Genomic DNA, 20,190 nt, shown 5'->3' with positions numbered 1-20,190 from the left:
CGCTTATTTGATACGATCGAACCATAAAGATTCCGATCGGGGGAAACACTATGGCAAGCAAGGAAGCGTTGACCGTGCTGGAGGGCGTCGGCGCGCTGGGGGTCATCCAGGGCGCCGGTTCGATGATCGCCTGGTTCGGCTGGGACAAGCACTGGGGACTGCTCGGCTTGCTGGACAAGCACGTCTTCCCGACCCCGTGGTGGGTCGGGCTGATCCTCGCCGTGGCAGGGCTGGCGCTGATCCTGCGCGCCGACCAGCTGAAGAAGACGACTTAGCGGCGCACCTGCCTGCGCAGCTGCAGGATCCGGGCGCCGCCGATCAGCGCGACCAGCGCGCCGCCGGCGATCACCGAGAACAGCATCGCCACGGCCAGCGGCATGCTGCCGTCGATGCCGAAGAAGTGCACGCTGACCGTGTCGAGGTTCTGCAGGATGAAGATCAGCAGCAGGACCAGCACGAGGAGCGCCACGATCACAGCGACCCAGACCCCGCTGATCCGCCCGCTCTTCACCTTTTTGGCGTGCCGGGGCTCGGCTTCGGTGTACTCGGGTGCCGGTTCGGGGATTTCGGCGCTGTCGTGCGCGTGAGTCATGACCCGATTGTGCGGCCAACAGGCCGTTGACGCTGGGTCACGACCCCCATTTGGGTGAGCCGGACCAGGACAAGGTGACCACTTCGCGGCCGGAGGAACCGAGATCCGGCGGATTGCCCGCGTCGATTCCCTGACCGCGCAAGGCTTCCGCGACGTCGTCGGCGGCCTCGGGCGGGAGGCAGAGCCGTCGCCGGGTGACGTCGACCAATTCGCCGAAGCGCCGGTATTCGGCCATCGAAGGCCTGCGCCAGCGGGCGATCTCGGGTTCGACGCCGAGTTCACGCAGCGCGGCGGCGGCGTCCTCGGCGGTCGGGCCGAGTGGGCGGTCGATGTCGTGGAAGTGCTTCCACAACGCGTTGAGCGAGGTCAGCGGGTGGGCGTCGGCGAGCTCGACGATCACCCGCCGACGCGCCCAGCCGGTGAGCGCTTCGACGAACGGGCGCAGATCCGGCACGTTGTAGAGCACGTTCGCGCAGATCACGACGTCGGCCGGGTCGACATCGCCCGCGACGTCGGGCCAGCGGCCCTGGACGAGTTCGTGCTCGATGCCCAGCGCCGTGGCACGCTGCGCGAACTCGGTGAGCAGGTCCGCGTTGGCGTCGACGGCCGTGAGGTGCGTGATGAACTCGGCCGCCGGCAGGCTGGCCGCTCCGGCACCCACGCCGATGTCGAGCACCGTCCCCTTGTCCTGCAAGGCTTTGCGTAGTTCCTCGTAGGACGCGCCGACGGGCGAACCGACATAGCGGTCCGCCCGGCGGGTGAACACCGCCTTCGGCAGCACCCATGGCGACTCGGGTGCCGCCGCGACGATGTGATCGGGGATGGCCCAGGCGGCGAGTTGCTCCGCCCAAGCGTCGAGTGCGGTCATGACCCGTGAGTGTCGCGGACTCTTCTAGCCGTCGGCAATACTCTTGATCCACTCTTTGGCCGATTCGACGCCTTCGATCGTCACCTGGTGCCCGCCGGCATGGCGGTGCTCGGTGACTTCCGCGCCGCGCTCACGCAGTGCGCGCACGAGTTCGCCAGTCGAGGTGAGCGGTGCCATCGGGTCGCGTTCGCCGTTGGACAGGAACACCCGGGTAGTGCCCAGGTCCAGTGCGGGCGGCTCGGGCACCGGTGACATGGCCGCGAACGCGATGGCTTCGGTGAGCGCGTCCGGCCTGAGCAGGGTGACCGCCGCGGCGATGTTGGCGCCGTTGGAGAAACCGATGGCGATCATCCTGCGGTCGCCGAGTCCGTACGTTTCCCTTGCCTTGATGAGGAAATCCGCGAGCTGGTTCGCCCTGACGACGACGTCCTCGTGGTCGAAGACGCCTTCGGCGAGCCGTCGGAACCAGCGGGCCGCGCCGTGCTCCGAGACCGGACCGGCCGGCGCGAGTACCGCGGAGGCCGGGCTCAGCGCCTTGGCGAGGCCGAGCAGGTCGTCCGGGCCGCCGCCGGTGCCGTGCAGCAACACCAGCACCGGGGCGTTCTCGTCGCCCTCGAGGTACTTGTGGTCGAGTGTCATGCCCGCTCCGGGTTGTTCTCGCTGGGGAGGTTGAGCTTCGGCAGCATGGCCTCGATCTCGGCGCGGTTGGGCTCCAGCCACGGCGGGAGCTTCAGCGCGCGGCCGAGCTCCAGCAACGGCTCGTCGATCGCGAAACCGGGTTCGTCGGTGGCCACCTCGAGCAACGTGCCGCCCGGCTCACGGAAGTAGATCGATCGGAAGTACTGACGGTCCAAAATGGACGTCACGTGCACGCCCTTGTCGGCGAGTTCCTCTCGCCACTCGACCTGGGTCTGCTCGTCCGGTGCGCGCCACGCGACGTGGTGGACGGTGCCGGCGGCGACCAGGCCACGCGGGGCTTCTGGCGTCACGAGGACGTCGACCAGCGCGCCAGGTCCGCCGTCACCGGCGGCGAACCGCAGGCGGTTGCTGTCCTGGTTGGCGAAGCTCAGACCGAGCCCGTCGGTGAGCATGCCCGCCGTCGCGTCCTCTTTGGACACCGAAAGGGTGACCGAGTGCAGGCCGCGGATGGCGTGCTCGGCGGGCACCAGCTTGGTGTCCCACGGGTCACGCGGGTCGCCCTGCGGGTGCGCGACGAGCGCGAGTTCGAGGCCGTCCGGGTCGCGGAACGTGAGCACGTCCTCCTCGTCGGCGTTGCGGATCTGGCCCGCCTCGACGCCGCCGGCCGCCAAATGCTGCTTCCACCAGCCGATGGAGCTCTCGGGGACGGAGAACGAGGTCGTGGTCGCCTGGCCGGTGCCGTGCCGGCCGCGCGGCGCGTCCTTCCAGGGGAAGAAGGTCATCAGCGAACCGGGCTTGCCGGACTGGTCGCCGTAGTAGAGGTGGTACGTGCCGGGGTCGTCGAAGTTGACGGTGGTCTTCACCAGCCGCAGGCCGAGCGTGCGCAGGTAGAAGTCCGCGTTGCGCTGCGGGTCGCCACCGATCGCGGTGACGTGGTGGAGGCCGGAAGTTTTGATCGACATCGCTGTCTCCTCGTGGTCGCTTCATCAAGCTAACCCGATAACCTCTTGCGCGCAAGATATATTCCGGTGAGATATGCTGGCGCGGTGCCGAGCAAACCCGAAGACGACGAGATCGTCAGCTGGTGGGGTCTGGTCATCGAGGGCTACCTCGCCACCCAGGACAAACTGATGAGCGAGATCGCCGAGCGTTTCGGCCTCGCGCCCGCGACGTTCGACATCCTGCTCCGGCTGATCCGCTCGGCGGAGCACCGGATGCCGATGACCCAGCTCGCGCGGGAGGCGGCGTTGTCGAGCGGCGGGTTCACGAAGGTCGCCGACCGGATGGTCGCCGCGGATCTCATCTGCCGTGTCCCCAGCCCCGACGACCGGCGCGTCACCTTCGCCGAGCTCACCGAGCACGGCACCGAAGTCGCCGAAAAGGCTCGCGAGGCGTGCGCCGAGATCCTGCGCCGCATCGTGCTGGCCCCGCTCGGCCCCACCGCGTCGACCGCGCTGGCCGACGCGATGCGTGCGCTGCGCGCCGCCAACTCGCAGTGAAAAACCAGGGTCTATCGGCCTCTTGGTTCATGTGCTCCGGCAAGCGGAACATGGCCGCATGCTCACCGAATCGACCATCACGACCATGCTCCCCGTCGCCGACGCCGAGCGCGCCTCCCGCTTCTACGCCGACGCACTTGGCCTGCGCCGGATGGGTGCGGGCGACGACGGCACCGTGTACTTCGAAGCCGGGGCGGGCTCGATCGGTCTCCGCCCGATGCCGGCCGGAGCACAGAGTGAGAACACCGCACTCAGCTTCGAGGTCGGCGACCTCGAAGGCGAGATCTCCACACTGGAAGAACGCGGCGTGCGCTTCCAGGACTTCGAAATGGAAGGCTTGAAGACCGTCAACCACATCGCCGAGCTCGGCAAGGAACGCGCCGCCTGGTTCGCCGATTCAGAGGGCAACGTCCTCTGCCTGCACCAGCTCGTCACCTGAACCTGGGGTTCAGCGGGCTCTTTCGTCGGGGAGGGAGCCCGCTGAATCCCGCCTGCTTTTATAGCCTCTGACCTGGCCTTTTCCAGGTTACCCACAGTCTTGGCCGCCTGTGGACAAGTCGCCTTTTGGCTGGGTGGTGTCGGTGGGGGCCGGTAGACTGGTGCAGGGCGGAGCCCCCAGGGACGGGCGGGGGGTTGGTTAAGTACCGGGGGCGGTTTTCAGACGGCCAGGCCGGGGAAGAGTTTGGCCGCGTTGCCCGCGAGGACCGCGCGGAGCACTCCGTTGGGCAGGCCCAGTTTGGCGAGTGCGCGGACGTTGCGGTTGGCTCCGGGGACGCCTGGCCAGTCGGTGCCGAAGACGAACTTTTCCGCCAGGCGCTGGAAATCGAAGCGGGTGTAGTAGTCCGGGAGCTTCTTCGGGGGCAGGCCCGCGAGGTCGAGCCAGACATTTTCCTTGGACAGAGCCAAGAATCCCGCCGTGTCGTACCACCACCCTCGGCCGCCGTGCGCCAGCACGAACTGGACCTCGGGGAAGTCCTCGATGACGTCGGTCAAGAGCGCGGGGTCGCCGAAGCTGGAGCGTGAGCCGGGAAACGTACTCGTTCCGGAATGCAGGATGACCGGCACACCACGCGCCGCGCAGACCTCGTACGCGCGGTACAGCTCTTTGTCCGCCGGCGAGAAACCACCGTGCACGGGGTGGATCTTCAGCGCGACCGCGCCGAGGTCGAGCTGCCACTCGACGGCACTGGCGACCGGGTGATGCAGATGCGGATTGACGTTCGCCACCAGGCGGAAGCGCGACGGGTTGAACTCCACCAGCGGCAGGTTGTCCTCGAACGGCTGGATCCCGGTCGTGCGCGGGCTGTACTCGCAGAACAGCAGCGCCCGATCGACACCCTCGGCCTCGAAGAGCGCGTCGAGCTTGGCGGGCACGGGCACACCGTCGTCGTCATAGACCGACCGCCACGGGTGCGGGCCCGAGTACCGCTGGGCCCATTCGAGCCACGCGGGCTTCAAGGTCGACAGCCTGGGCACATGGACGTGTGCGTCGACGACGACGTGCCCTTCGATCATGAGCGGGGAGCCACCACCCGCAGCGAGTCGCGGACCATCTCCCTGATGATGTTGCGCCGGATCTTCCCGGTCGCCGTCTTCGGCAGCTCCGCCAGTTCGATCACCCCGCGCGGACGTTTGAACGAAGCCAGCCCGGCCCGGCAGAACTCGATCAGCTCCTCGGCGTCGATCGCGCTGGCCGAGACCCCGACCACGCAGGCCACCGGTTTGTCGATGCCATCGGCGTCCGGCACCGCGACCACCGCGGCCTCCGCCACCGACGGGTGCTCGAGCAACCGCTCCTCGACCTCGGCGGGCGAGACCCAGATGCCACCCGACTTCAGCATGTCGTTGAACCGGCCGAGACAGCTGTAGGTGCCGTCTTCATTGCGCAGGTAGCTGTCGCCGGTGCGCAGCCACTCCCCGGAGAACACCTGCTTGGTCGTCTCGTACCGCGCCCAGTAGCCGGTCGCGATCGACGGCCCGGAGACGTACAGCTCACCGGGCTGACCCGGCGCCTCGACGACGGCGCCTGCCTCGTCACGGATCTGCACGCGATAACCGGGCACCGGTACACCCGTGCTCCCGGCGCGCACTTGGCCCGGCTGATTGCTTAAGAAGATGTGCAGCGCCTCGGTCGACCCGATGCCATCCAGGATCTCGACCCCGAAGCGCTCCTTAAAGCGCTTGAGCAGCACCGGCGGCAACGGTTCGCCGGCCGAAACGGCCAACCGCACGGACGCGAACGTGTCCGGCGGAATGTCACTGTTGAGCAGCAGGGCGTAGAACGTCGGCACCCCGAAGAACAGCGACGGCCGATCCGTGCGCACGCGCGCGGCGATCAGCGCGGGCGTCGGGCGTTGCGGCTCGAGCAACGTCGTCGCACCCACCGAGAGCGGGAAGAACGCCGAGTTCCCCAGCCCGTAAGCGAAGAAGAGCTTCGGAACAGAGAGGAAGCGGTCGTCCTCCGAAGCGCCGAGCACATGCCGCCCGTAGGTCTCGCAGACAGCGCGGATGCTGCCGTGGCGGTGCATCGCGCCCTTCGGCTGCCCTGTGGTGCCCGAGGTGTAAAGCCACAGTGCCGGTGAGTCTTCCCAGGTCTGATACGGGGTGAACCCCGGAGCTTCCACAGTGGACAGACCGGTCCAGCAGTGGGTGGTGACCCGCGCGGGCAGCTCGGTCGCCTTACCCCGGTCCAGCACCACGTCGGTGACTTCCGGCGCCAGCTCGACCGCACGCGCGGCCTGCCCCGCGAACTCACCCGAAACGCACAGCACGCGAGCGCGCGAGTCGGTCAGCACCTTGCCGAGTTCGAGCCCGGTGACCATGGTCGACACCGGGACCGGGACCGCGCCCAGGTACATCGCGCCGAGTATCCCGGTCAGCAGCTCGACATCGTCGACCATGCAGAGCATGACGCGCTGTTCCGGGACGACCCCGATCCGCGCGAAGCCGGCCGCGACCCTGGCCGCTTCGGCGGCGAGCTCGGCGTAGGTGAGCGTCCGCCGCTCGGAGACGACCGCGACCCGATCGCCCCTGCCCTCGCGGACGTGCCGGTCGAGCAGGTACTCGGCCGCGTTGAACGCGCTCGGCGGAACGGTCATCCAACGCCCCTTACGTCAGGTACACGTACTCGTAGTCGAACGGCTTGCCGTTGATGCCCTGCCGGGGCGGCGCCACCCAGCTCGCGATCTTGCCGCGCTCGTATACCGGGTGCATCAACGAGCGTACGAACGTCAGGTCCTCAGTCGTGGGCAGCCACTTCCGTTTGCCGGCCTGCCAGGTCGGCTCGTCGACTATGGTGCCGTCCGGTGTCACATGGTGGCCGGAGTTTATGCCCACATCGCGATTGAAACCAGGGTGCGGCAAGGCGAACCGGAAATCTATCCCGTGATCGGAGAGAATCTTGTTCCAGCGGTTGACACCGGTCTGGCAATCGGCGATGTATTCGCCGCGAAGGTCAAGATTGAGCAACAGAATGGCCTGCAGCTCTTCCGTTTCCCACGTTCCGTCCGCTCGCGGGCGCTCCAGCACCGCCGCCGAGTCGGTGAGCTGGTGGTCGTCCTTACGCCGTGTCTCCATCCAGCGTCCCTTGAGGCCGGACGTGTAGTAGTTCGCGGCGTTCGTCGAGGTCTCGCTGCCGAACAGGTCCAGCGAGACGGTGTAGTGGAAGTTCATGTACTTCTGAATGATGTCCAGCGGGATGCCGCCATGCGGGGCGATGTCGTCGGTGTCGTGCAGGGCGATCAGATCCGCGCTGCGCTGCACCACCCGGTCGACACCGGTGGTGCCGACGAACATGTGGTGCGCCTCTTCCTTGAGCATGAATTCACACGTGCGTGAAAGCGGATCAAACGAACTTTCCTTGAGCGTGCCGAGTTGATATTTCCCATCTCGGTCGGTGAAGTACGTGAACATGTAGAACGCGAGCCAATCGGCGGTCTCCTCATTGAACGCGCCGAGAATGCGTGGCGCGTCGGGGCTGCCGGAATTACGCAGCAGCAGGCTTTCCGCCTCGTCCCTGCCCTCCCTGCCGAAGTAGGCGTGCAGCAGATAGACCATCGCCCACAGATGGCGGCCTTCCTCGACATTGACCTGGAAGAGATTGCGCAGGTCGTAGAGGCTCGGCGCGGTCAGCCCCAGCAGCTTCTGCTGCTCGACGGACGCGGGCTCGGTGTCGCCCTGGATCACGATCAGCCGCTGCAGCTCGGCCCGGTACTCACCGGGCACCTGCTGCCACACGGGCTCGCCCTTGTGCTCGCCGAACGCGATGCGGCGGTCGGGATCGCGCTCGGCGAGGAAGATGCCCCAGCGGTAGTCGGGCACGTTCACGTGATCGAAGTGCGCCCAGCCTTCTCTGCCGACACTGATCGCCGTACGCAGGTAGACGCCCTGAGTCTGCAGCGTCGGGCCCATCTCGCCCCACCAGTTCATGAACTTCGGCTGCCAGCCCTCCAGCGCGCGCTGGAGGCGCCGGTCGGAGGCGAGGTCCACGTTGTTGGGGATCTTGGCGTCGTAGTCGATCTTTTCCGGCATGGGTTCAGACACGCTTCCTGTCGAAGACCGCCTTCTGCCCCGTGCCGTAGCGGCGCAGGGCTCCTTCCGCACCCGAGGCGTTCGGCCTGGTGAAGATCCAGTTCTGCCAGGCGGCGAGCCTGCCGAAGATCTTGGTCTCGATCGTCTCCGGCCCGACGAACCGGTGGTTCGCCTCCATCCCCGACAGCGCGTCGGGGCTGAGCGAGGCCCGCCCTTCGAGCGCGATGCGGATCTCGTCCTCCCAGTCGAGGTCGTCAGGGGCGTCGGTGACCAGCCCGTGTTCGACGGCCTCCGCGGGGCTCAGCCGCGTCCTCGGCAGCGCGGCGAGGTGCTCCGCGTCGCCATAGAAGCGGGATTCGAGGCGGGTCAGCCCGTTGCCCATCGGGAACATCCCGAAGTTCGCCTCGGTGAGGGTGATCGACGCGCGATCCGTGCTGTCCTCGTCGTCGATCGGCGGACCGTCCAATATGTACTGCCGGTCGCAGGCCAGTGCGAGTTCGAAAAGCAGCCCGGCGGAACAGCTCGACGGCTCGATGAGCGCGATGAGGCTGCGGCTGGTGACATCGAGGCGCTTCAAGGTGCGCTTGTAGAAGTGGATGATCTCGTTGGACAGCCAGTCGTCCGACAACGCCTGCTCCTGGGCGAGCACATCGGCAGGGTCGCCCTCCGTGCGCAGCAGCCAAGTGCCGAGTTCCGGCTCGTTGGTGCGCAGCCGGAGGATGAGGTCGTCGAGCTCACGGGTCATCCGCAGCAGCCAGCCGTCCTCCGCCGACGCCCGCACGGTGATCGACACGAGCCCCAGCGCACGGTCCAGCTCCGCTTGGACGAACCGGTACTTCAGCTCACCGTCGGCGCTCTCGCAGTCGAGTGGCGCGAGTTCGTTGCCTGTCACGCCAGTCGGCCGTGAACTGGATTCACCCAGTTCCTGCGCACGCTTTTTGACCGTTTCGCGGAATTCCGGCCGCGGCACGAGTTCGTCGACGAGCCGCCATTCGACCGCGGTCTTGCCTTTGACGCCATCGGGCCGTGTCGCGAAGACGTCCGCGAGATCCTTGCGGACCCGGCGCTTGTCGACGACCCGGGTGAGCCCCCCGGTCCCCGGCAGCACCCCGAGCAGCGGCACCTCCGGCAGCGCGACGGTCGACGAGTTGTCGTCGACCAGCAAGATCTTTTCGCAGGCCAGCGCGATCTCGTAGCCACCGCCCGCACAGGTGCCGTTGACGGCCGCGAGATAGATCTGGCCGGAGTTCGCGGTCGCGTCCTCGATGGCGTTGCGGGTCTCGTTGGTGAACTTGCAGAAGTTCACCTTCCACTGATGTTCGGACGCGGCGAGCATGCGAATGTTCGCGCCGGCGCAGAACACTTTCTCCTTGGCGCTCGTGATCACCACCGCGCGGACCTCGGGGTGCTCGAACCGCAGGCGCTGCGTGGCGTCGTACAGCTCGATGTCGACGCCAAGGTCGTACGAGTTGAGCTTCAGCTCGTAACCAGGGACCAGGCCACCCTGTTCATCGACGTCGAGCTCCAGCCAAGCGACCGCGCCCTCGAGGGTGAGGCGCCAGTGCCGGTACGAGGCAGGATGCCGATCGAAGGTGACCGCGTCCATGGAGGCCATACGCTCGATTGTCTACAAAAGACTTGATGTCGTCAATGTTCTGTAGACACTTGGCCTCGAACGGCGGCAGTCCTGGTGGCCGCCCAGACGACGAAAACCCAGATCCCGACCCCGGCGAGCGAGTCAGTGAAGATCGTCGCGAACCAGAACGCGGGCAGGCTCACTGGCCCGACAAGGAAGTGTCCCATGGTCGACAAGCCCGCGAGGGAGTAAACGGCCAGGAAAGCCAGTGCCGTCCAGTCAGCCTTGCGCGCGTAGCGGCGATAGCCGAGCACCCCGAACGTCGTAAACAGGAGCCACGCGAAAACGACCAGTACCTGGCCTAACACCCCGCGTAGCCCGTCCACCGCCGGATACTGGTCCAGCGCGATGGTGTTGTGCCCGTAGTGCAGCGCGGTCGACAAGAAGCTGAATCCCAGAATCACTCGAAGAGCTGGCAGACCATCCATGACCCCTCCTCTAGATAGATCGCTCTAGCGAGAGAGTAGACCCAGCCCGGCGCCCCTGTCGACAGCAAAAGGCGCCCCCGCTCGAGCATGCGAACGGGGGCGCCGGGTCGGGCCTGCTAGAGCTCGAAGACAGCACTCAGCCGCGGGTCGTCGAGCGAGTGCGAGATCTCGGCGGTGTAGCGACCTGGCACAAGCTGCCAGCCATCAGCCCAGATTTCGGCCGCCCGGCGCGGAATCTCGATTTCGACGTCGACGGCTTCACCAGGCTCCGCTTCAACAGTCGCGAACCCCACCAGCCATCGAGCGGCCCGCTCGCTTCCCGGTTCGTCCGGCACGACGTACACCTGCACGACCTCGCGCCCGAAACGCTGCCCCGTGTTGCGCACCCGCACGCGCGCGGTCGGCAACGCGCCTCCGCGCGGCTCCAGCGACACGGACTCATACGCCCACTCGGTGTACCCAAGCCCATGCCCGAACCAGTACGCGGGCGTCCGGCCGGCACGTTCCCATGCCCGGTAGCCGATGAACACACCCTCTTCGTAAGGCAGCACGCCGTTCTCAGGCTTTACCTGAAGCACTGGGACATCGGCCATCCGCGACGGCCATGTCGTCGGCAGCCGTCCGCCTGGCTCTTCCGCGCCGAACACGACATCCGCGAGCGCGGCACCGGCGGCCTGCCCGGGGAACCAGGTCAGCAGTACGGCGGCGACGTCCTCGGTCCACGGCATCTCGACCGGCGACCCCGCGTTCACCACCACGATCGTCCGCGGATTCACCGCCGCGACCTTGGCCACCAGTTCGTCTTGCCGCCCCGGCAACACGAGACTCTGCCGGTCGAAGCCTTCGCTCTCGACCTCCTCGGTCGTCGCGACCACGACGATCGCGATCTCGGACTCGGCGGCCAGCTCGACCGCGCGTTCGATCAGCTCTTCCTCGGTGACGCTGGGAGCCGCATGACCCAACGTGAACGAGATCCACGCCAGGCCTTCGTAGTCTTCGGGTACTTCGGGAGCGTCGAAGGTCAGCCGGACATCGACCGCCTCCCCCTCGATGAGCTCCACGTCGAAGCGCTGTTCTTTGATGGTCAGGATCGTCGTCACGAGATCGGTGGAGTCCGGCACGTTCATGCCGTCGAACACCACCTGCCCGCCGACGGTCAGCGAGAGCTTCCCGGTGCCGGTGAAGCCGAAGGTGTGCGCTCCACTGACCTCCGGTGTGAAACGGCCCGCGATCTCGACTGTCGCCAGCTCGGTGACCGCGATTCCAACCGGCAGCTGCCCAAGCCACTGGACCGTCCCACGTTCGGCCGGGAACGACCCGAGTTCGCTCCCGTCTTTCCCGCGCGCGACGATCCGCAGGTCGAAGCCATCCGATGCCGGGCGCAGCGTGGTTCGCGGATCCGCGCCGACGGCGTACCGCACGTCGACACCCTCCGGTGCCGCCGCGCGCAGACCATCGAGCGGGGAGATCACCTCAGCTGGGAAGACGGTCGCGCTGCCGCCGCCGAGGATCCGTGCCTCTTCCCCCGCCATGCCGATCACCGCGACACTGCTCGGCGTCGCAAGCGGCAGCATTTGATTTTCGTTGCGCAGAAGCACGAACGATCGCCTCGCCACCTCACGGGCGATCGCGTTCCCGTCCACCTCGGCAGGCGCCGGACTCGGCTCACCGAGCGCGCCGACACGTTCGGCGAGCGTCAGCACCCGCTGGACCATGGCGTCGAGCACCTCTTCGGCGACCTCGCCGGCACGGACCGCATCAGCCAGCTTCCGCCCGAAAACCGTGACAGGTCCCGGCATCGCGACGTCAAGCCCGCCGTTCGCGGCGGCCGTCGTGTTCCGCGCGGCTGTCCAGTCCGACACGATGAATCCGTCGAATCCCCATTCACCGCGCAGTATCCCGTTCTGCAGGCCGTCGTGCTCGGTCATGGTGAACCCGTTGACGCCGTTGTAGGCGGCCATGATCCCCCACGGCTTCGCCTCCGCGACGATCCGTTCGAACGGCGCCAGGTACAGCTCACGCAAGGTCCGCTCGTCCGCGCGGACGTCGAGCGTGAACCGCTCCGTCTCGGAGTCGTTCGCGACGAAGTGCTTCACGGTCGTCCCGACGCCGCCCGCCTGCACCCCGCTGACGTACCCGGCGCCGATAGCGCCGGTCAGCAGCGGATCTTCGGAGTAGCACTCGAAATGCCTCCCGCCCAGCGGACTCCGATGCAGGTTGACCGTCGGCGCGAGCAGCACGTGCACGCCCTTGCGCCGCGCCTCCTGCGCGAGCAGCCCACCGGCCCGGCCCGCGAGTGCCGGATCCCAGGTCGCGGCCAGCGCGGTCGGGCTGGGCAGTGTCACCGACGGATCGTCCGCCGACCACTGCCTGCCCCGGACACCGACCGGGCCGTCCGACATGACGAGCGAGCGAAGCCCGATCTCGGGAACGGCAGGCAGGGTCCAGAGGTCCTGCCCTGCCACGAGCCGTGCCTTGGTGTCCAGGTCGAGCTTGGCGATCAAGTCCTTCATCGCACCGATTTAATCCGGGTCACCAGTATCGCGCCAAGCAACGCGGAGATCGCGGCCGCCGTGTACACCGCCGCGTAGTTCTTCCCACCGCCGATGGCCAGCAGCAACGGGACGAACATGGGCCCGATCGACTGCGGCAGCGCGTTGGCGATGTTGAAGACCCCGAGCTCCTTGCCGCTGGACTCCCCCTGCGGCATCACGAGTGTGGCGAGCGCGAAGTCGACGGCGTAGAACATGCCCGTGCCCAGCCCCGAGATCAGGTGCGCGATCAGCACGTCCGCGTACGAATCCGCGGTGACGAAGAACGCGACGCTGATCGTCATGATCAGTGCGGCGGCGATCACGAACGGCTTGCGCCGGTCGAGCACATCCGAGAGCCAGCCACCGAGCAACGCCGTGCCCGCGCTGATGATGGAGGTGATCATCAGCAGGATGCCGATCTTGGACTCGGCCTCCGCCTTCGGCAGCCCGATCTTCTCCGCGAGGAAGTAGATCTCGTATCCGGCGGGTCCGAAAACCCCGAGCACCACCAGGAACCGGGTCAGCCATGCCCAGGCGAAGTCCGGGTTCGCCCGCGGACTGGTCCAGAAGCTGGAGAGGAACTCCTTGACGGAGAACGGGGATCGATCGGCCGCCGGGCGGTCCGTGAAGTAGTGCGAGAAGGTCACGAGCAGCACCACGCCCAGCAACCCGGGAATCAGGATCTTCAACGCCAGCGACGGGACGAACCCGACGATGAGTCCGCCGGTCACGACCGCGCCCAGCTGCGCGAACCCGATCCAGCCGGAGACCTTGCCGCGTCGTTCCTCCGGCACGACATCCGGGACCGTCGCGGTGAGCGCCGCCAACGCCGCGTTGAACGACACCTGGGTCAGGCACCAGCCGAGCAGGATCAGCGGAATCGTGGGCGCCAGTGTGACGATGAGGAGCCCGGCGCCTCCGCCGATCGCGCCCGCGGTGATCCACGGCCTGCGACGGCCGGAGCGGGACATCGTGCGGTCCGACAACCGCCCGAACAGCGGATTGGCGACCATCGCGATGAACGCGCCCACGCCGGCCACCAAGCCGTAGGAAGCCTCTTTGTTCACCGGGTCGATCACCGAGATGCGTGCCGACAAGGTGACGATCGCGGGTGTGAGCAGCGCGGTCCATAGCCCGAGGTTGGCCATCCCCACGCGGACTCCGAACAAGGACGGCTCCGTAACCGCCACGGGTTTTTCGAGCATGGCGAATCCTTCCCACGTCGATTCAGCCCATAGAGTGGCGCAGAACACCTAACCGCCGGAAGGTCACGTTGCGTGTTTGTCAGGTCGGTGCGGTTAGGCTCGGGGTATGACCCGGCCCAGGGGCACTGACCGCCGCGAGACGATCGTCCAGGCGGCGTTCGAAGTGATCGCCGAACGGGGATACCGCGGTTCGTCGCTCGGCGCGGTCGCCGAGCGTGTCGGCCTCACCCAGCAAGGCGTCATGCATTACTTTCCGTCAAAGGAACAGTTGCTCATGGCCGTGCTGGAGCGGAGGGACCAATGGGACCTCATGGGATTCAGCCGCTCCGAAGACTCGTCATCACTCGGTGCGGCGCATTTGCAGCAACTGGTCGAGTACAACGCGACCCGGCCGGGCAGCGTGCAGGCTTACACGGTGCTGGCCGCCGATAGCGTTACGGAAGGTCACCCAGCGCGACCGTTCTTCCAGGAGCGGTACGCCAGGGTCCGCGCCTGGGTCGCCGACCTGATGGAACGCCAGGAGGGCGAGCTTCCCTCCGGGCTCACCGCGGAACAGCTCGCGCCGATCGTCATCGCGGTGCTCGACGGCCTTCAGCTGCAATGGCTGCTCGACCCTGACGAGGTCGACATGCCGGAAAGCTTCCGCGACTTCCTGGCGGTACTCGGCATCAAGGTCTGAGCGCCTCCCGAAGCTGCCTCAACACTCGCAGCGTCGTGTCGAGGTCCGCTCGCGGGATGCGCGGCGCGAGTTCGGACGCCCACGTGACACGGGCAGGACCCAGTTCCCGCAACGCTTTACGCGCGCGGGGAGTCAGCCGCAGCAGCGGGGCACGGCGGTCCGCCGGATTGTCCAGCTTCACGACCATGCCGTTCTCGAGCAGCCGGTTGACCGTCTCCTGGACGCTTTGCCTGCGCAGCCCGCGCTTGCGCGCGAGTTCCGCCGCCGTCGACGGGCCTTCCTCGAGGAAGCCGACGACTTGCCACTGCGCGGCGGTCAGGCCGACCGGAGCGGTCAGCGCGTCGCCCGCGGCGAGGATGCCGCCGTTCACCGCGAAGATCTCGTTGACGAGTTCAGTGATCACGTCCGCTCGCTGGGGCATGCCTGCTATTCTCCGTTTTTGACAGGCGCCTGTCAAAAACGGAGGACGACATGGACATGCCCCAGCTGAGCGACGGCCATCGGGCGCTCACGGCGCTGATCGGTACCTGGACCGGCGAAGAGGAACTGGCCGCGTCGGCATGGGCGCCGGCGTCGACCGCGGTGGCGACCGTCCGCTATCGCTTGGCGCTCAACGGTTTCGCGGTGATCCAGGAGTACGAACAGCGCCGGGCGGACGGCGGCGGGCTGCTGGGGCACAACGTTTTCACGGTGGACCCCGCTACCGGCGACACGCTCTGGTATGGCTTCGACAGCTACGGCTTCCCGCCGATGTCCCCGGGAAGGGGCGGTTGGGACAACGGAACCCTCGTGCTGGAAAAGCGTACCGAGCGCGGTGTCGCACGACACCGGCTGACGCCCGATGGCGACGTTCTGCACCATGTCATAGACCTCCAAATGGGTGAGGGAACGGAGTTCGGCCAGTTCCTGAGTGCGCGGTACATCCGTGAAACCGCGACATGATCCAGTAAGCGTGAAAATCTCCGCCGGCGCAAGCACGAATTTCGCGAACGGCGGATTCATGCTGGAAAACAAGAGAAAATCGACCATTCGCGGCCGAGCGGTTCGGAAAATGTCGTACCCCCGGAGTAGACCGGAGGAGTGCGAGAAAGCAACGGCCCTCCGCTGATCGGGGTCGAGAACATCAAGATGCCCCAGTGGGCGATGGTGGATCAGCGCGTCATCGCCGCGGGCTTCGGGCAGGCGGTGCGGACGATGCCCGCCGCGGTGGGCACGGTCGTGCGGCTGGCGTGGTCGACCTCGCCACGGCTCACCGTGCTGGCCGCGGTGGTGCACGTGGTCTCCGGCTGTGTCACCGCGTTCGGCCTGCTCGCGACGGCGAACGTGTTCACCGCGCTGCTACGGGAAGCGCCTACGCCGCAACGGGTGCTCGACTCGCTTCCCGCGATCGCGGTGGTCGTGGGCTCGTACGCGGTGCGCGCGCTGCTCGACGCGGCGGTCGCCGCCGTCGAAGGCGCGCTCAAGCCGAAGGTGACCAGGGCTGCCGACGACGCGGTCACCGCCGCGGTCATCCGGGTCGAACTGCTCGCCTTCGAGGACGCGGACTTCCGGGAACTGGCCAGGCAAGGAGCCCGGCACGGTGTCCGCGCGATCGAGACGAGCCTGCGCGGAGTCGCGGATCTGGTGTCGTCGGTCATCGCGCTGCTCGCCGCCTTGATCACCGCGGCGTTGCTCAACCCCTGGCTCGCGCCGGTGCTGCTGCTCGCCGCGGCGGCGGACGGCTGGGCGTCCGCGAAGGTCGCGCGGCTCAGGTACCGGCACTTCCTCGACACCGTCTCGCGGAACATGCGCAAGTACGTGGTCGAAGAGGTGGCCACGTATCGCACGCTCGCGCTGGAGCGGCACGCGCTGACCTTGCAGGAGCCGTTGCTCGCCGAGTACAGCCGCATCTCGGAAAGCCTTATGCGCGAGGAAAGCAAGCTCGAGCACCAGAGCAACATCGTCCGGCTGATCGGCAGGACGGCCAGGGGAGGCGGCACCGCGGTGGCGTACCTCGTGCTCGGTTTGCTGCTGTACAACGGATCGATGGCACTCGCGCTGGCAGGAACGGCCGTGCTGGCCATGGGCCGGGCGTCGACCGCCCTGTCCAACACCGTCAAGGCGGTGAACTCACTGTACGAGGATTCCTTCTATATCGGGTATTACCGCGAGCTGCTCGCCGAATCGGCCCAGCGGCGCGCCCCCGCCGCCGGCCTGACCGCACCTTCCCATCCGGGTGAAATCCGGCTCGACTCGATCTCGTTCACGTATCCTGGACAAGACGAGCCGGCACTGCGAGAGGTCTCACTGACCTTGCGGCGAGGCGAGATCGTGGCACTGGTCGGGGAGAACGGCTCCGGCAAGACCACACTCGGGAAGCTGCTCACCGGCCTGTACCCGCCATCCGAGGGTGCCGTCTACTGGGACGACGTGAACCTGGCCGAGGCCGATCATCGGACGGTGCACGAGAACATCGCGGTCATCGCGCAGAATCCGGCGGAATGGCCGATGACCGCCGGCAACAACATCACCGTCGGCAGGCTGGACCGCGAAGATCCCGAGCGGGCCGCCTGGACGGAGGCGATCACCTCATCCGGCGCCGACGAGGTGCTGGAGTCCTTGCCGCTCAAGGAGAACACGGTCCTGTCGAAGAAGTTCAGCGACGGCCAGGACCTCTCCGGCGGGCAATGGCAGCGGATGGGCATCGCGCGCGGGATCTACCGGGACGCGGCCGTGCTGGTCGCGGACGAGCCGACGGCCGCGCTCGACGCCAGAGCCGAGGCGCGGGTGTTCGCGGGCCTGCAGCACGCGAGCACCACAGGGCACGGGAGCCGGATCACCGTGCTCGTCACACATCGGCTCGCCAACATCAGGAACGCCGATCGAATTCTCGTACTCGAGAAAGGAGTGCTGCTCGAAGAAGGCACACATGACGAACTCGTCGAAGCGGGCGGGCTCTATGCGGAGTTGTTCGAAATCCAGGCCAGCGCCTATCGGAAGGAGCCGTGATGACCAGTCGTGCGGGCGGTTCGTGACCCCCTAACGCGCGGGCGCACCCCCCTACAAGTTATGGACTAGGCCGATCACCTCGACCAGACTACGAAGAGCGCCACAACGAGGAGGCCCGCCTTGCGTCAACTGACCGCATTGGACGTGCAGTTCCTGAACGCCGAGTCGAGGACGACCACCGGGCACGTCGGGGGGCTGTCGATACTCGACCCCTCCACCGCCCCGGGTGGCACGTTGACGGTCGACGACATACGGGAGCTCATCGGCCAGCGGCTGCATCTGGCGAAGCCGCTGCGGTGGCGCCTGCTGCAGGTCCCGCTTGGGCTCGACCATCCGTACTGGATCGACGACAACGAGTTCGACCTCGAGTTCCACGTCCGCGAGATCGCGCTGCCCGCGCCAGGTGACGAGAAGCAACTCGCCGAGCAGATCGCGAGGCTCACCGCCAGGCCGCTCGACCGAGGGCGGCCGCTGTGGGAGGCCTACGTCATCCACGGGCTGCAGGGCGGGAACGTGGCGGTCTACACGAAGGTGCACCATGCGGCGATCGACGGCGTTTCCGGTGCGGAGCTGCTCGGCGCCCTGATGGACCTCAGCGCCGAACCGCGAACCATCGAGCCGCCTGAGCGGTGGCTGGCCACCAAGCCGCCCAGCCAGCTGGAGCTGCTGGCGGGCGGGCTCAAACGGATCGCGCTGCATCCGATCAAGACGGCGATGCAGCTGCCGAAGCTGCTGCCGCATGTCGACGAGGTACCCGGCGCCGCCCGGCTGCCCGGTGTCGACCTGCTGGCGCGCGCGGGCAGTGCGCTGAGCAAGGTCACGAAGCAGGGACCTGGCAGGCACGAGGTGGACCGGCCGAAGCTGCCGGTGCCGGAGACACCGATCAACGGCCCGATCAGCCCGCATCGCCGGTTCGCGTACGGCTCCATGCCGCTCGCGGACGTGAAAGCGCTTAAAAAGGCCTTCGGGGTGACGGTCAACGACGTCGTGATGACGCTGTGCGCGACGGCGATGCGCCGCTGGCTGCTCGACCACGACGCGTTGCCGCTCGACCCGCTGGTCACGCTGGTCCCGCTGTCGGTGCGGACCCCGGAGCAGGCCAAATCGGCGGGCAACCAGATCTCGATGATGCTGGCCCCGCTGCCGACCAACATCGAGGACCCGGCCGAGCGGCTGGCCGAGGTCACCAAGGCCATGGCGGCGGCCAAGCAGCGATACCAGCCACTGCCCGCGTCGTGGCTGGTGGACTTCAGCGCGGTGCTGCCGTCGGCACTCGGCGGGCTGTCCGCGCGGGCGGCGATGCGGTATCTCGCCGCGACTTCGCCGGTGGTCAACCTGGTCGTGTCGAACGTGCCGGGTGCGCAGTTCCCGCTGTACCAGGCGGGTGCGCGACTACTCGGGCACTACCCGGTCTCGGCGATCACCGACGCCAGTGGCGGCCTGAACATCACCGTGATGTCCTACAACGGGAACCTCGACTTCGGGCTGGTCTCCTGCCGCGAGCTGATGCCAGACTTGTGGAACCTGATCGACTACCTGCACGAGGCCATGGAGGAGCTGACCAAGCTCGCCTCCGCCCAGAACCAGGAGGCGTGACCGTGACCGAGACCATCGCGCGGGTCAATGGGATCGAAATCTGCTACGAGACGTTCGGGGAGCCGTCGGCGCGGCCGCTGCTGCTCATCATGGGGCTCGGCGGGCCGATGATCTGGTGGGACGACGAGTTCTGCCGCTCGCTCGTCGACCGCGGGTTCTACGTGATCCGGTTCGACAACCGTGATGTCGGGCGCTCCACCAAGATGCACGGGCGCATCTCGCCGCTGGCCACGTATTGGCTGCGGACGGCTCCGTACACGCTGGACGACATGGCCGACGACGCGGCCGGGCTGCTCGACGAGCTCGGTATCCGGGCCGCGCATGTGGCGGGCGCGTCGATGGGCGGGATGATTTCGCAGACGCTGGCCATCCGGCATCCCGAGCGGGTCATCTCGCTGACCTCGATCATGTCGACCACCGGGAACCGGCTGGTCGGCAGGCCGACGGCCAAAGCGGGCACCATGCTGCTCGGGCGGCCGCCGAAGAACCGTGAGCAGTACCTGGACTACCTGGTCCGGACGTTCCGGATCATCGGCTCCCCCGGCTACCCGTTCGATGTGCAGCGCATGCGTGACCGGGCGGCGCGGACGTTCGACCGGGGCCTGAACCGGGGCGGGACCATCCGTCAGCTGGCGGCGATCGTGTCGTCGAAGGACCGGGCGCCGGCGTTGAGGAAACTGCGGATCCCGGCAATGGTCATCCACGGTGCACGGGACCCGCTCGTCCACGTCTCGGGCGGGCGTGCGACGGCCAAGGCCATCCCGGACGCCGAGCTCGACATCGTGCCCGGCATGGGGCACGACATGCCGCGGGCGTTGTGGCCGCGGCTGATCGACGCCATCACGCGCACCGCCAACCGGGCGGGGATCCCCGCCTACTAGTCGCTTGAAAAAAATCCCAATGAGGTTTTCTCAGTAGCGGTTTTGGTGTTCGTAGTGGGTGAGGACGAGGGCTGCTTGGGTGATGTCGCCGATGCGGTAGGGGCAGAGGGTGATG

Annotated in this window: 20 protein-coding genes; 8 read left to right on the top strand and 12 right to left on the bottom strand. The window is 67.3% G+C overall.

All coding sequences use genetic code 11. The features are described 5' to 3' along the window. The first annotated feature begins 50 nt into the window (after positions 1-50). Positions 51-275, top strand: coding sequence for a hypothetical protein (locus tag ACFV15_RS12420; RefSeq protein WP_378350302.1), 225 nt, complete (start codon positions 51-53; stop codon positions 273-275). On the opposite strand, the gene ACFV15_RS12415 is transcribed toward ACFV15_RS12420, so the two are convergent. The 4 genes from ACFV15_RS12415 to ACFV15_RS12400 are packed head-to-tail and all read right to left on the bottom strand — an operon-like array spanning position 272 to position 3,061. After that, positions 272-592, bottom strand: a complete 321-nt coding sequence (locus ACFV15_RS12415) for a lipopolysaccharide assembly LapA domain-containing protein (RefSeq protein WP_378350301.1) — start codon at positions 590-592, stop codon at positions 272-274. The genes ACFV15_RS12420 and ACFV15_RS12415 overlap by 4 nt on opposite strands. Before the next feature lie 37 nt (positions 593-629). After that, positions 630-1,460 (bottom strand): class I SAM-dependent methyltransferase, encoded by an 831-nt coding sequence (locus tag ACFV15_RS12410; RefSeq protein ID WP_378350300.1) that lies wholly within the window; start codon positions 1,458-1,460, stop codon positions 630-632. Between the two features lie 24 nt (positions 1,461-1,484). Further along, positions 1,485-2,099, bottom strand: coding sequence for an alpha/beta hydrolase (locus ACFV15_RS12405; RefSeq protein WP_378350299.1), 615 nt, complete (start codon positions 2,097-2,099; stop codon positions 1,485-1,487). Further along, positions 2,096-3,061: a ring-cleaving dioxygenase gene (locus ACFV15_RS12400; protein WP_378350298.1), complete on the bottom strand. Its 966-nt coding sequence runs from the start codon at positions 3,059-3,061 to the stop codon at positions 2,096-2,098. Before ACFV15_RS12400 ends, ACFV15_RS12405 begins: the two co-directional genes overlap by 4 nt. Positions 3,062-3,145: 84 nt before the next feature. Between ACFV15_RS12400 and ACFV15_RS12395 the strand changes: the two genes are divergently transcribed. Together ACFV15_RS12395 and ACFV15_RS12390 are read left to right on the top strand one after the other, a co-directional pair. Beyond that, positions 3,146-3,598, top strand: coding sequence for a MarR family winged helix-turn-helix transcriptional regulator (locus ACFV15_RS12395; RefSeq protein WP_378350297.1), 453 nt, complete (start codon positions 3,146-3,148; stop codon positions 3,596-3,598). A 58-nt stretch (positions 3,599-3,656) separates the two neighbouring features. Then, complete coding sequence (locus ACFV15_RS12390) at positions 3,657-4,037, top strand: VOC family protein (RefSeq protein ID WP_378350296.1); 381 nt, start codon at positions 3,657-3,659, stop codon at positions 4,035-4,037. A 218-nt stretch (positions 4,038-4,255) separates the two neighbouring features. Here the strand turns inward: ACFV15_RS12390 and ACFV15_RS12385 are convergent, their stop codons facing one another. The 7 genes from ACFV15_RS12385 to ACFV15_RS12355 all read right to left on the bottom strand — a co-directional run bounded on the left by ACFV15_RS12385 (position 4,256) and on the right by ACFV15_RS12355 (position 13,931). After that, positions 4,256-5,113, bottom strand: coding sequence for an amidohydrolase family protein (locus tag ACFV15_RS12385; protein ID WP_378350295.1), 858 nt, complete (start codon positions 5,111-5,113; stop codon positions 4,256-4,258). Beyond that, complete coding sequence (locus ACFV15_RS12380) at positions 5,110-6,696, bottom strand: benzoate-CoA ligase family protein (RefSeq protein ID WP_378350294.1); 1,587 nt, start codon at positions 6,694-6,696, stop codon at positions 5,110-5,112. The genes ACFV15_RS12385 and ACFV15_RS12380 overlap by 4 nt, the downstream gene beginning before the upstream one ends. A 10-nt stretch (positions 6,697-6,706) precedes the next feature. Continuing rightward, complete coding sequence (gene boxB, locus ACFV15_RS12375; RefSeq protein WP_378350293.1) at positions 6,707-8,128, bottom strand: benzoyl-CoA 2,3-epoxidase subunit BoxB; 1,422 nt, start codon at positions 8,126-8,128, stop codon at positions 6,707-6,709. Between the two features lie 4 nt (positions 8,129-8,132). Next, on the bottom strand, positions 8,133-9,743 hold the full coding sequence (boxC, locus tag ACFV15_RS12370) for a 2,3-epoxybenzoyl-CoA dihydrolase (RefSeq protein ID WP_378350292.1): 1,611 nt from the start codon (positions 9,741-9,743) through the stop codon (positions 8,133-8,135). Between the two features lie 32 nt (positions 9,744-9,775). Then, on the bottom strand, positions 9,776-10,192 hold the full coding sequence (locus ACFV15_RS12365) for a hypothetical protein (protein WP_378350291.1): 417 nt from the start codon (positions 10,190-10,192) through the stop codon (positions 9,776-9,778). 116 nt (positions 10,193-10,308) lie between these two features. Further along, positions 10,309-12,705, bottom strand: a complete 2,397-nt coding sequence (locus tag ACFV15_RS12360; protein ID WP_378350290.1) for a glycoside hydrolase family 3 protein — start codon at positions 12,703-12,705, stop codon at positions 10,309-10,311. Next, positions 12,702-13,931 (bottom strand): MFS transporter, encoded by a 1,230-nt coding sequence (locus ACFV15_RS12355; protein ID WP_378350289.1) that lies wholly within the window; start codon positions 13,929-13,931, stop codon positions 12,702-12,704. The genes ACFV15_RS12360 and ACFV15_RS12355 overlap by 4 nt, the downstream gene beginning before the upstream one ends. A gap of 106 nt (positions 13,932-14,037) precedes the next feature. On the opposite strand from ACFV15_RS12355, the gene ACFV15_RS12350 reads away from it, so the two are divergent. After that, on the top strand, positions 14,038-14,610 hold the full coding sequence (locus ACFV15_RS12350; protein WP_378350288.1) for a TetR/AcrR family transcriptional regulator: 573 nt from the start codon (positions 14,038-14,040) through the stop codon (positions 14,608-14,610). On the opposite strand, the gene ACFV15_RS12345 is transcribed toward ACFV15_RS12350, so the two are convergent. Then, positions 14,600-15,031, bottom strand: a complete 432-nt coding sequence (locus tag ACFV15_RS12345) for a MarR family winged helix-turn-helix transcriptional regulator (protein ID WP_378350287.1) — start codon at positions 15,029-15,031, stop codon at positions 14,600-14,602. The two genes, ACFV15_RS12350 and ACFV15_RS12345, sit on opposite strands and share 11 nt — an antisense overlap. 50 nt (positions 15,032-15,081) lie before the next feature. Here ACFV15_RS12345 and ACFV15_RS12340 point away from each other — a divergent pair, with 50 nt between their 5' ends. From ACFV15_RS12340 to ACFV15_RS12325, 4 genes are all read left to right on the top strand, one after another. Then, positions 15,082-15,552: a DUF1579 family protein gene (locus ACFV15_RS12340; protein WP_378350286.1), complete on the top strand. Its 471-nt coding sequence runs from the start codon at positions 15,082-15,084 to the stop codon at positions 15,550-15,552. Between the two features lie 186 nt (positions 15,553-15,738). Further along, positions 15,739-17,598: an ABC transporter ATP-binding protein gene (locus ACFV15_RS12335; RefSeq protein ID WP_378350393.1), complete on the top strand. Its 1,860-nt coding sequence runs from the start codon at positions 15,739-15,741 to the stop codon at positions 17,596-17,598. Positions 17,599-17,718: 120 nt separating this feature from the next. Next, a complete protein-coding gene (locus ACFV15_RS12330; RefSeq protein ID WP_378350285.1) occupies positions 17,719-19,194 on the top strand; it encodes a wax ester/triacylglycerol synthase family O-acyltransferase in 1,476 nt (491 codons plus the stop codon). Positions 19,195-19,196: 2 nt separating this feature from the next. Then, the gene (locus ACFV15_RS12325) at positions 19,197-20,075 is read left to right on the top strand and encodes an alpha/beta fold hydrolase (protein WP_378350284.1); all 879 of its coding nucleotides are present in this window, start codon (positions 19,197-19,199) and stop codon (positions 20,073-20,075) included. Positions 20,076-20,190 lie beyond the last annotated feature (115 nt).

The organism is Amycolatopsis sp. NPDC059657, assembly GCF_042734395.1.
In the GTDB taxonomy this organism is placed as follows: Bacteria; Actinomycetota; Actinomycetes; order Mycobacteriales; family Pseudonocardiaceae; genus Amycolatopsis.
This window is presented reverse-complemented; position numbering and strand designations above follow the sequence as displayed.

Bases quoted from the DNA above. Each gene is read 5' to 3' on its own strand.
- ACFV15_RS12420 (WP_378350302.1), top strand. From the start codon at position 51: ATGGCAAGCAAGGAAGCGTTGACCGTGCTGGAGGGCGTCGGCGCGCTG.
- ACFV15_RS12415 (WP_378350301.1), bottom strand. From the start codon at position 592: ATGACTCACGCGCACGACAGCGCCGAAATCCCCGAACCGGCACCCGAG.
- ACFV15_RS12410 (WP_378350300.1), bottom strand. From the start codon at position 1,460: ATGACCGCACTCGACGCTTGGGCGGAGCAACTCGCCGCCTGGGCCATC.
- ACFV15_RS12405 (WP_378350299.1), bottom strand. From the start codon at position 2,099: ATGACACTCGACCACAAGTACCTCGAGGGCGACGAGAACGCCCCGGTG.
- ACFV15_RS12400 (WP_378350298.1), bottom strand. From the start codon at position 3,061: ATGTCGATCAAAACTTCCGGCCTCCACCACGTCACCGCGATCGGTGGC.
- ACFV15_RS12390 (WP_378350296.1), top strand. From the start codon at position 3,657: ATGCTCACCGAATCGACCATCACGACCATGCTCCCCGTCGCCGACGCC.
- ACFV15_RS12385 (WP_378350295.1), bottom strand. From the start codon at position 5,113: ATGATCGAAGGGCACGTCGTCGTCGACGCACACGTCCATGTGCCCAGG.
- ACFV15_RS12380 (WP_378350294.1), bottom strand. From the start codon at position 6,696: ATGACCGTTCCGCCGAGCGCGTTCAACGCGGCCGAGTACCTGCTCGAC.
- boxB (WP_378350293.1), bottom strand. From the start codon at position 8,128: ATGCCGGAAAAGATCGACTACGACGCCAAGATCCCCAACAACGTGGAC.
- boxC (WP_378350292.1), bottom strand. From the start codon at position 9,743: ATGGCCTCCATGGACGCGGTCACCTTCGATCGGCATCCTGCCTCGTAC.
- ACFV15_RS12365 (WP_378350291.1), bottom strand. From the start codon at position 10,192: ATGGATGGTCTGCCAGCTCTTCGAGTGATTCTGGGATTCAGCTTCTTG.
- ACFV15_RS12360 (WP_378350290.1), bottom strand. From the start codon at position 12,705: ATGAAGGACTTGATCGCCAAGCTCGACCTGGACACCAAGGCACGGCTC.
- ACFV15_RS12355 (WP_378350289.1), bottom strand. From the start codon at position 13,931: ATGCTCGAAAAACCCGTGGCGGTTACGGAGCCGTCCTTGTTCGGAGTC.
- ACFV15_RS12350 (WP_378350288.1), top strand. From the start codon at position 14,038: ATGACCCGGCCCAGGGGCACTGACCGCCGCGAGACGATCGTCCAGGCG.
- ACFV15_RS12345 (WP_378350287.1), bottom strand. From the start codon at position 15,031: ATGCCCCAGCGAGCGGACGTGATCACTGAACTCGTCAACGAGATCTTC.
- ACFV15_RS12340 (WP_378350286.1), top strand. From the start codon at position 15,082: ATGGACATGCCCCAGCTGAGCGACGGCCATCGGGCGCTCACGGCGCTG.
- ACFV15_RS12335 (WP_378350393.1), top strand. From the start codon at position 15,739: ATGCCCCAGTGGGCGATGGTGGATCAGCGCGTCATCGCCGCGGGCTTC.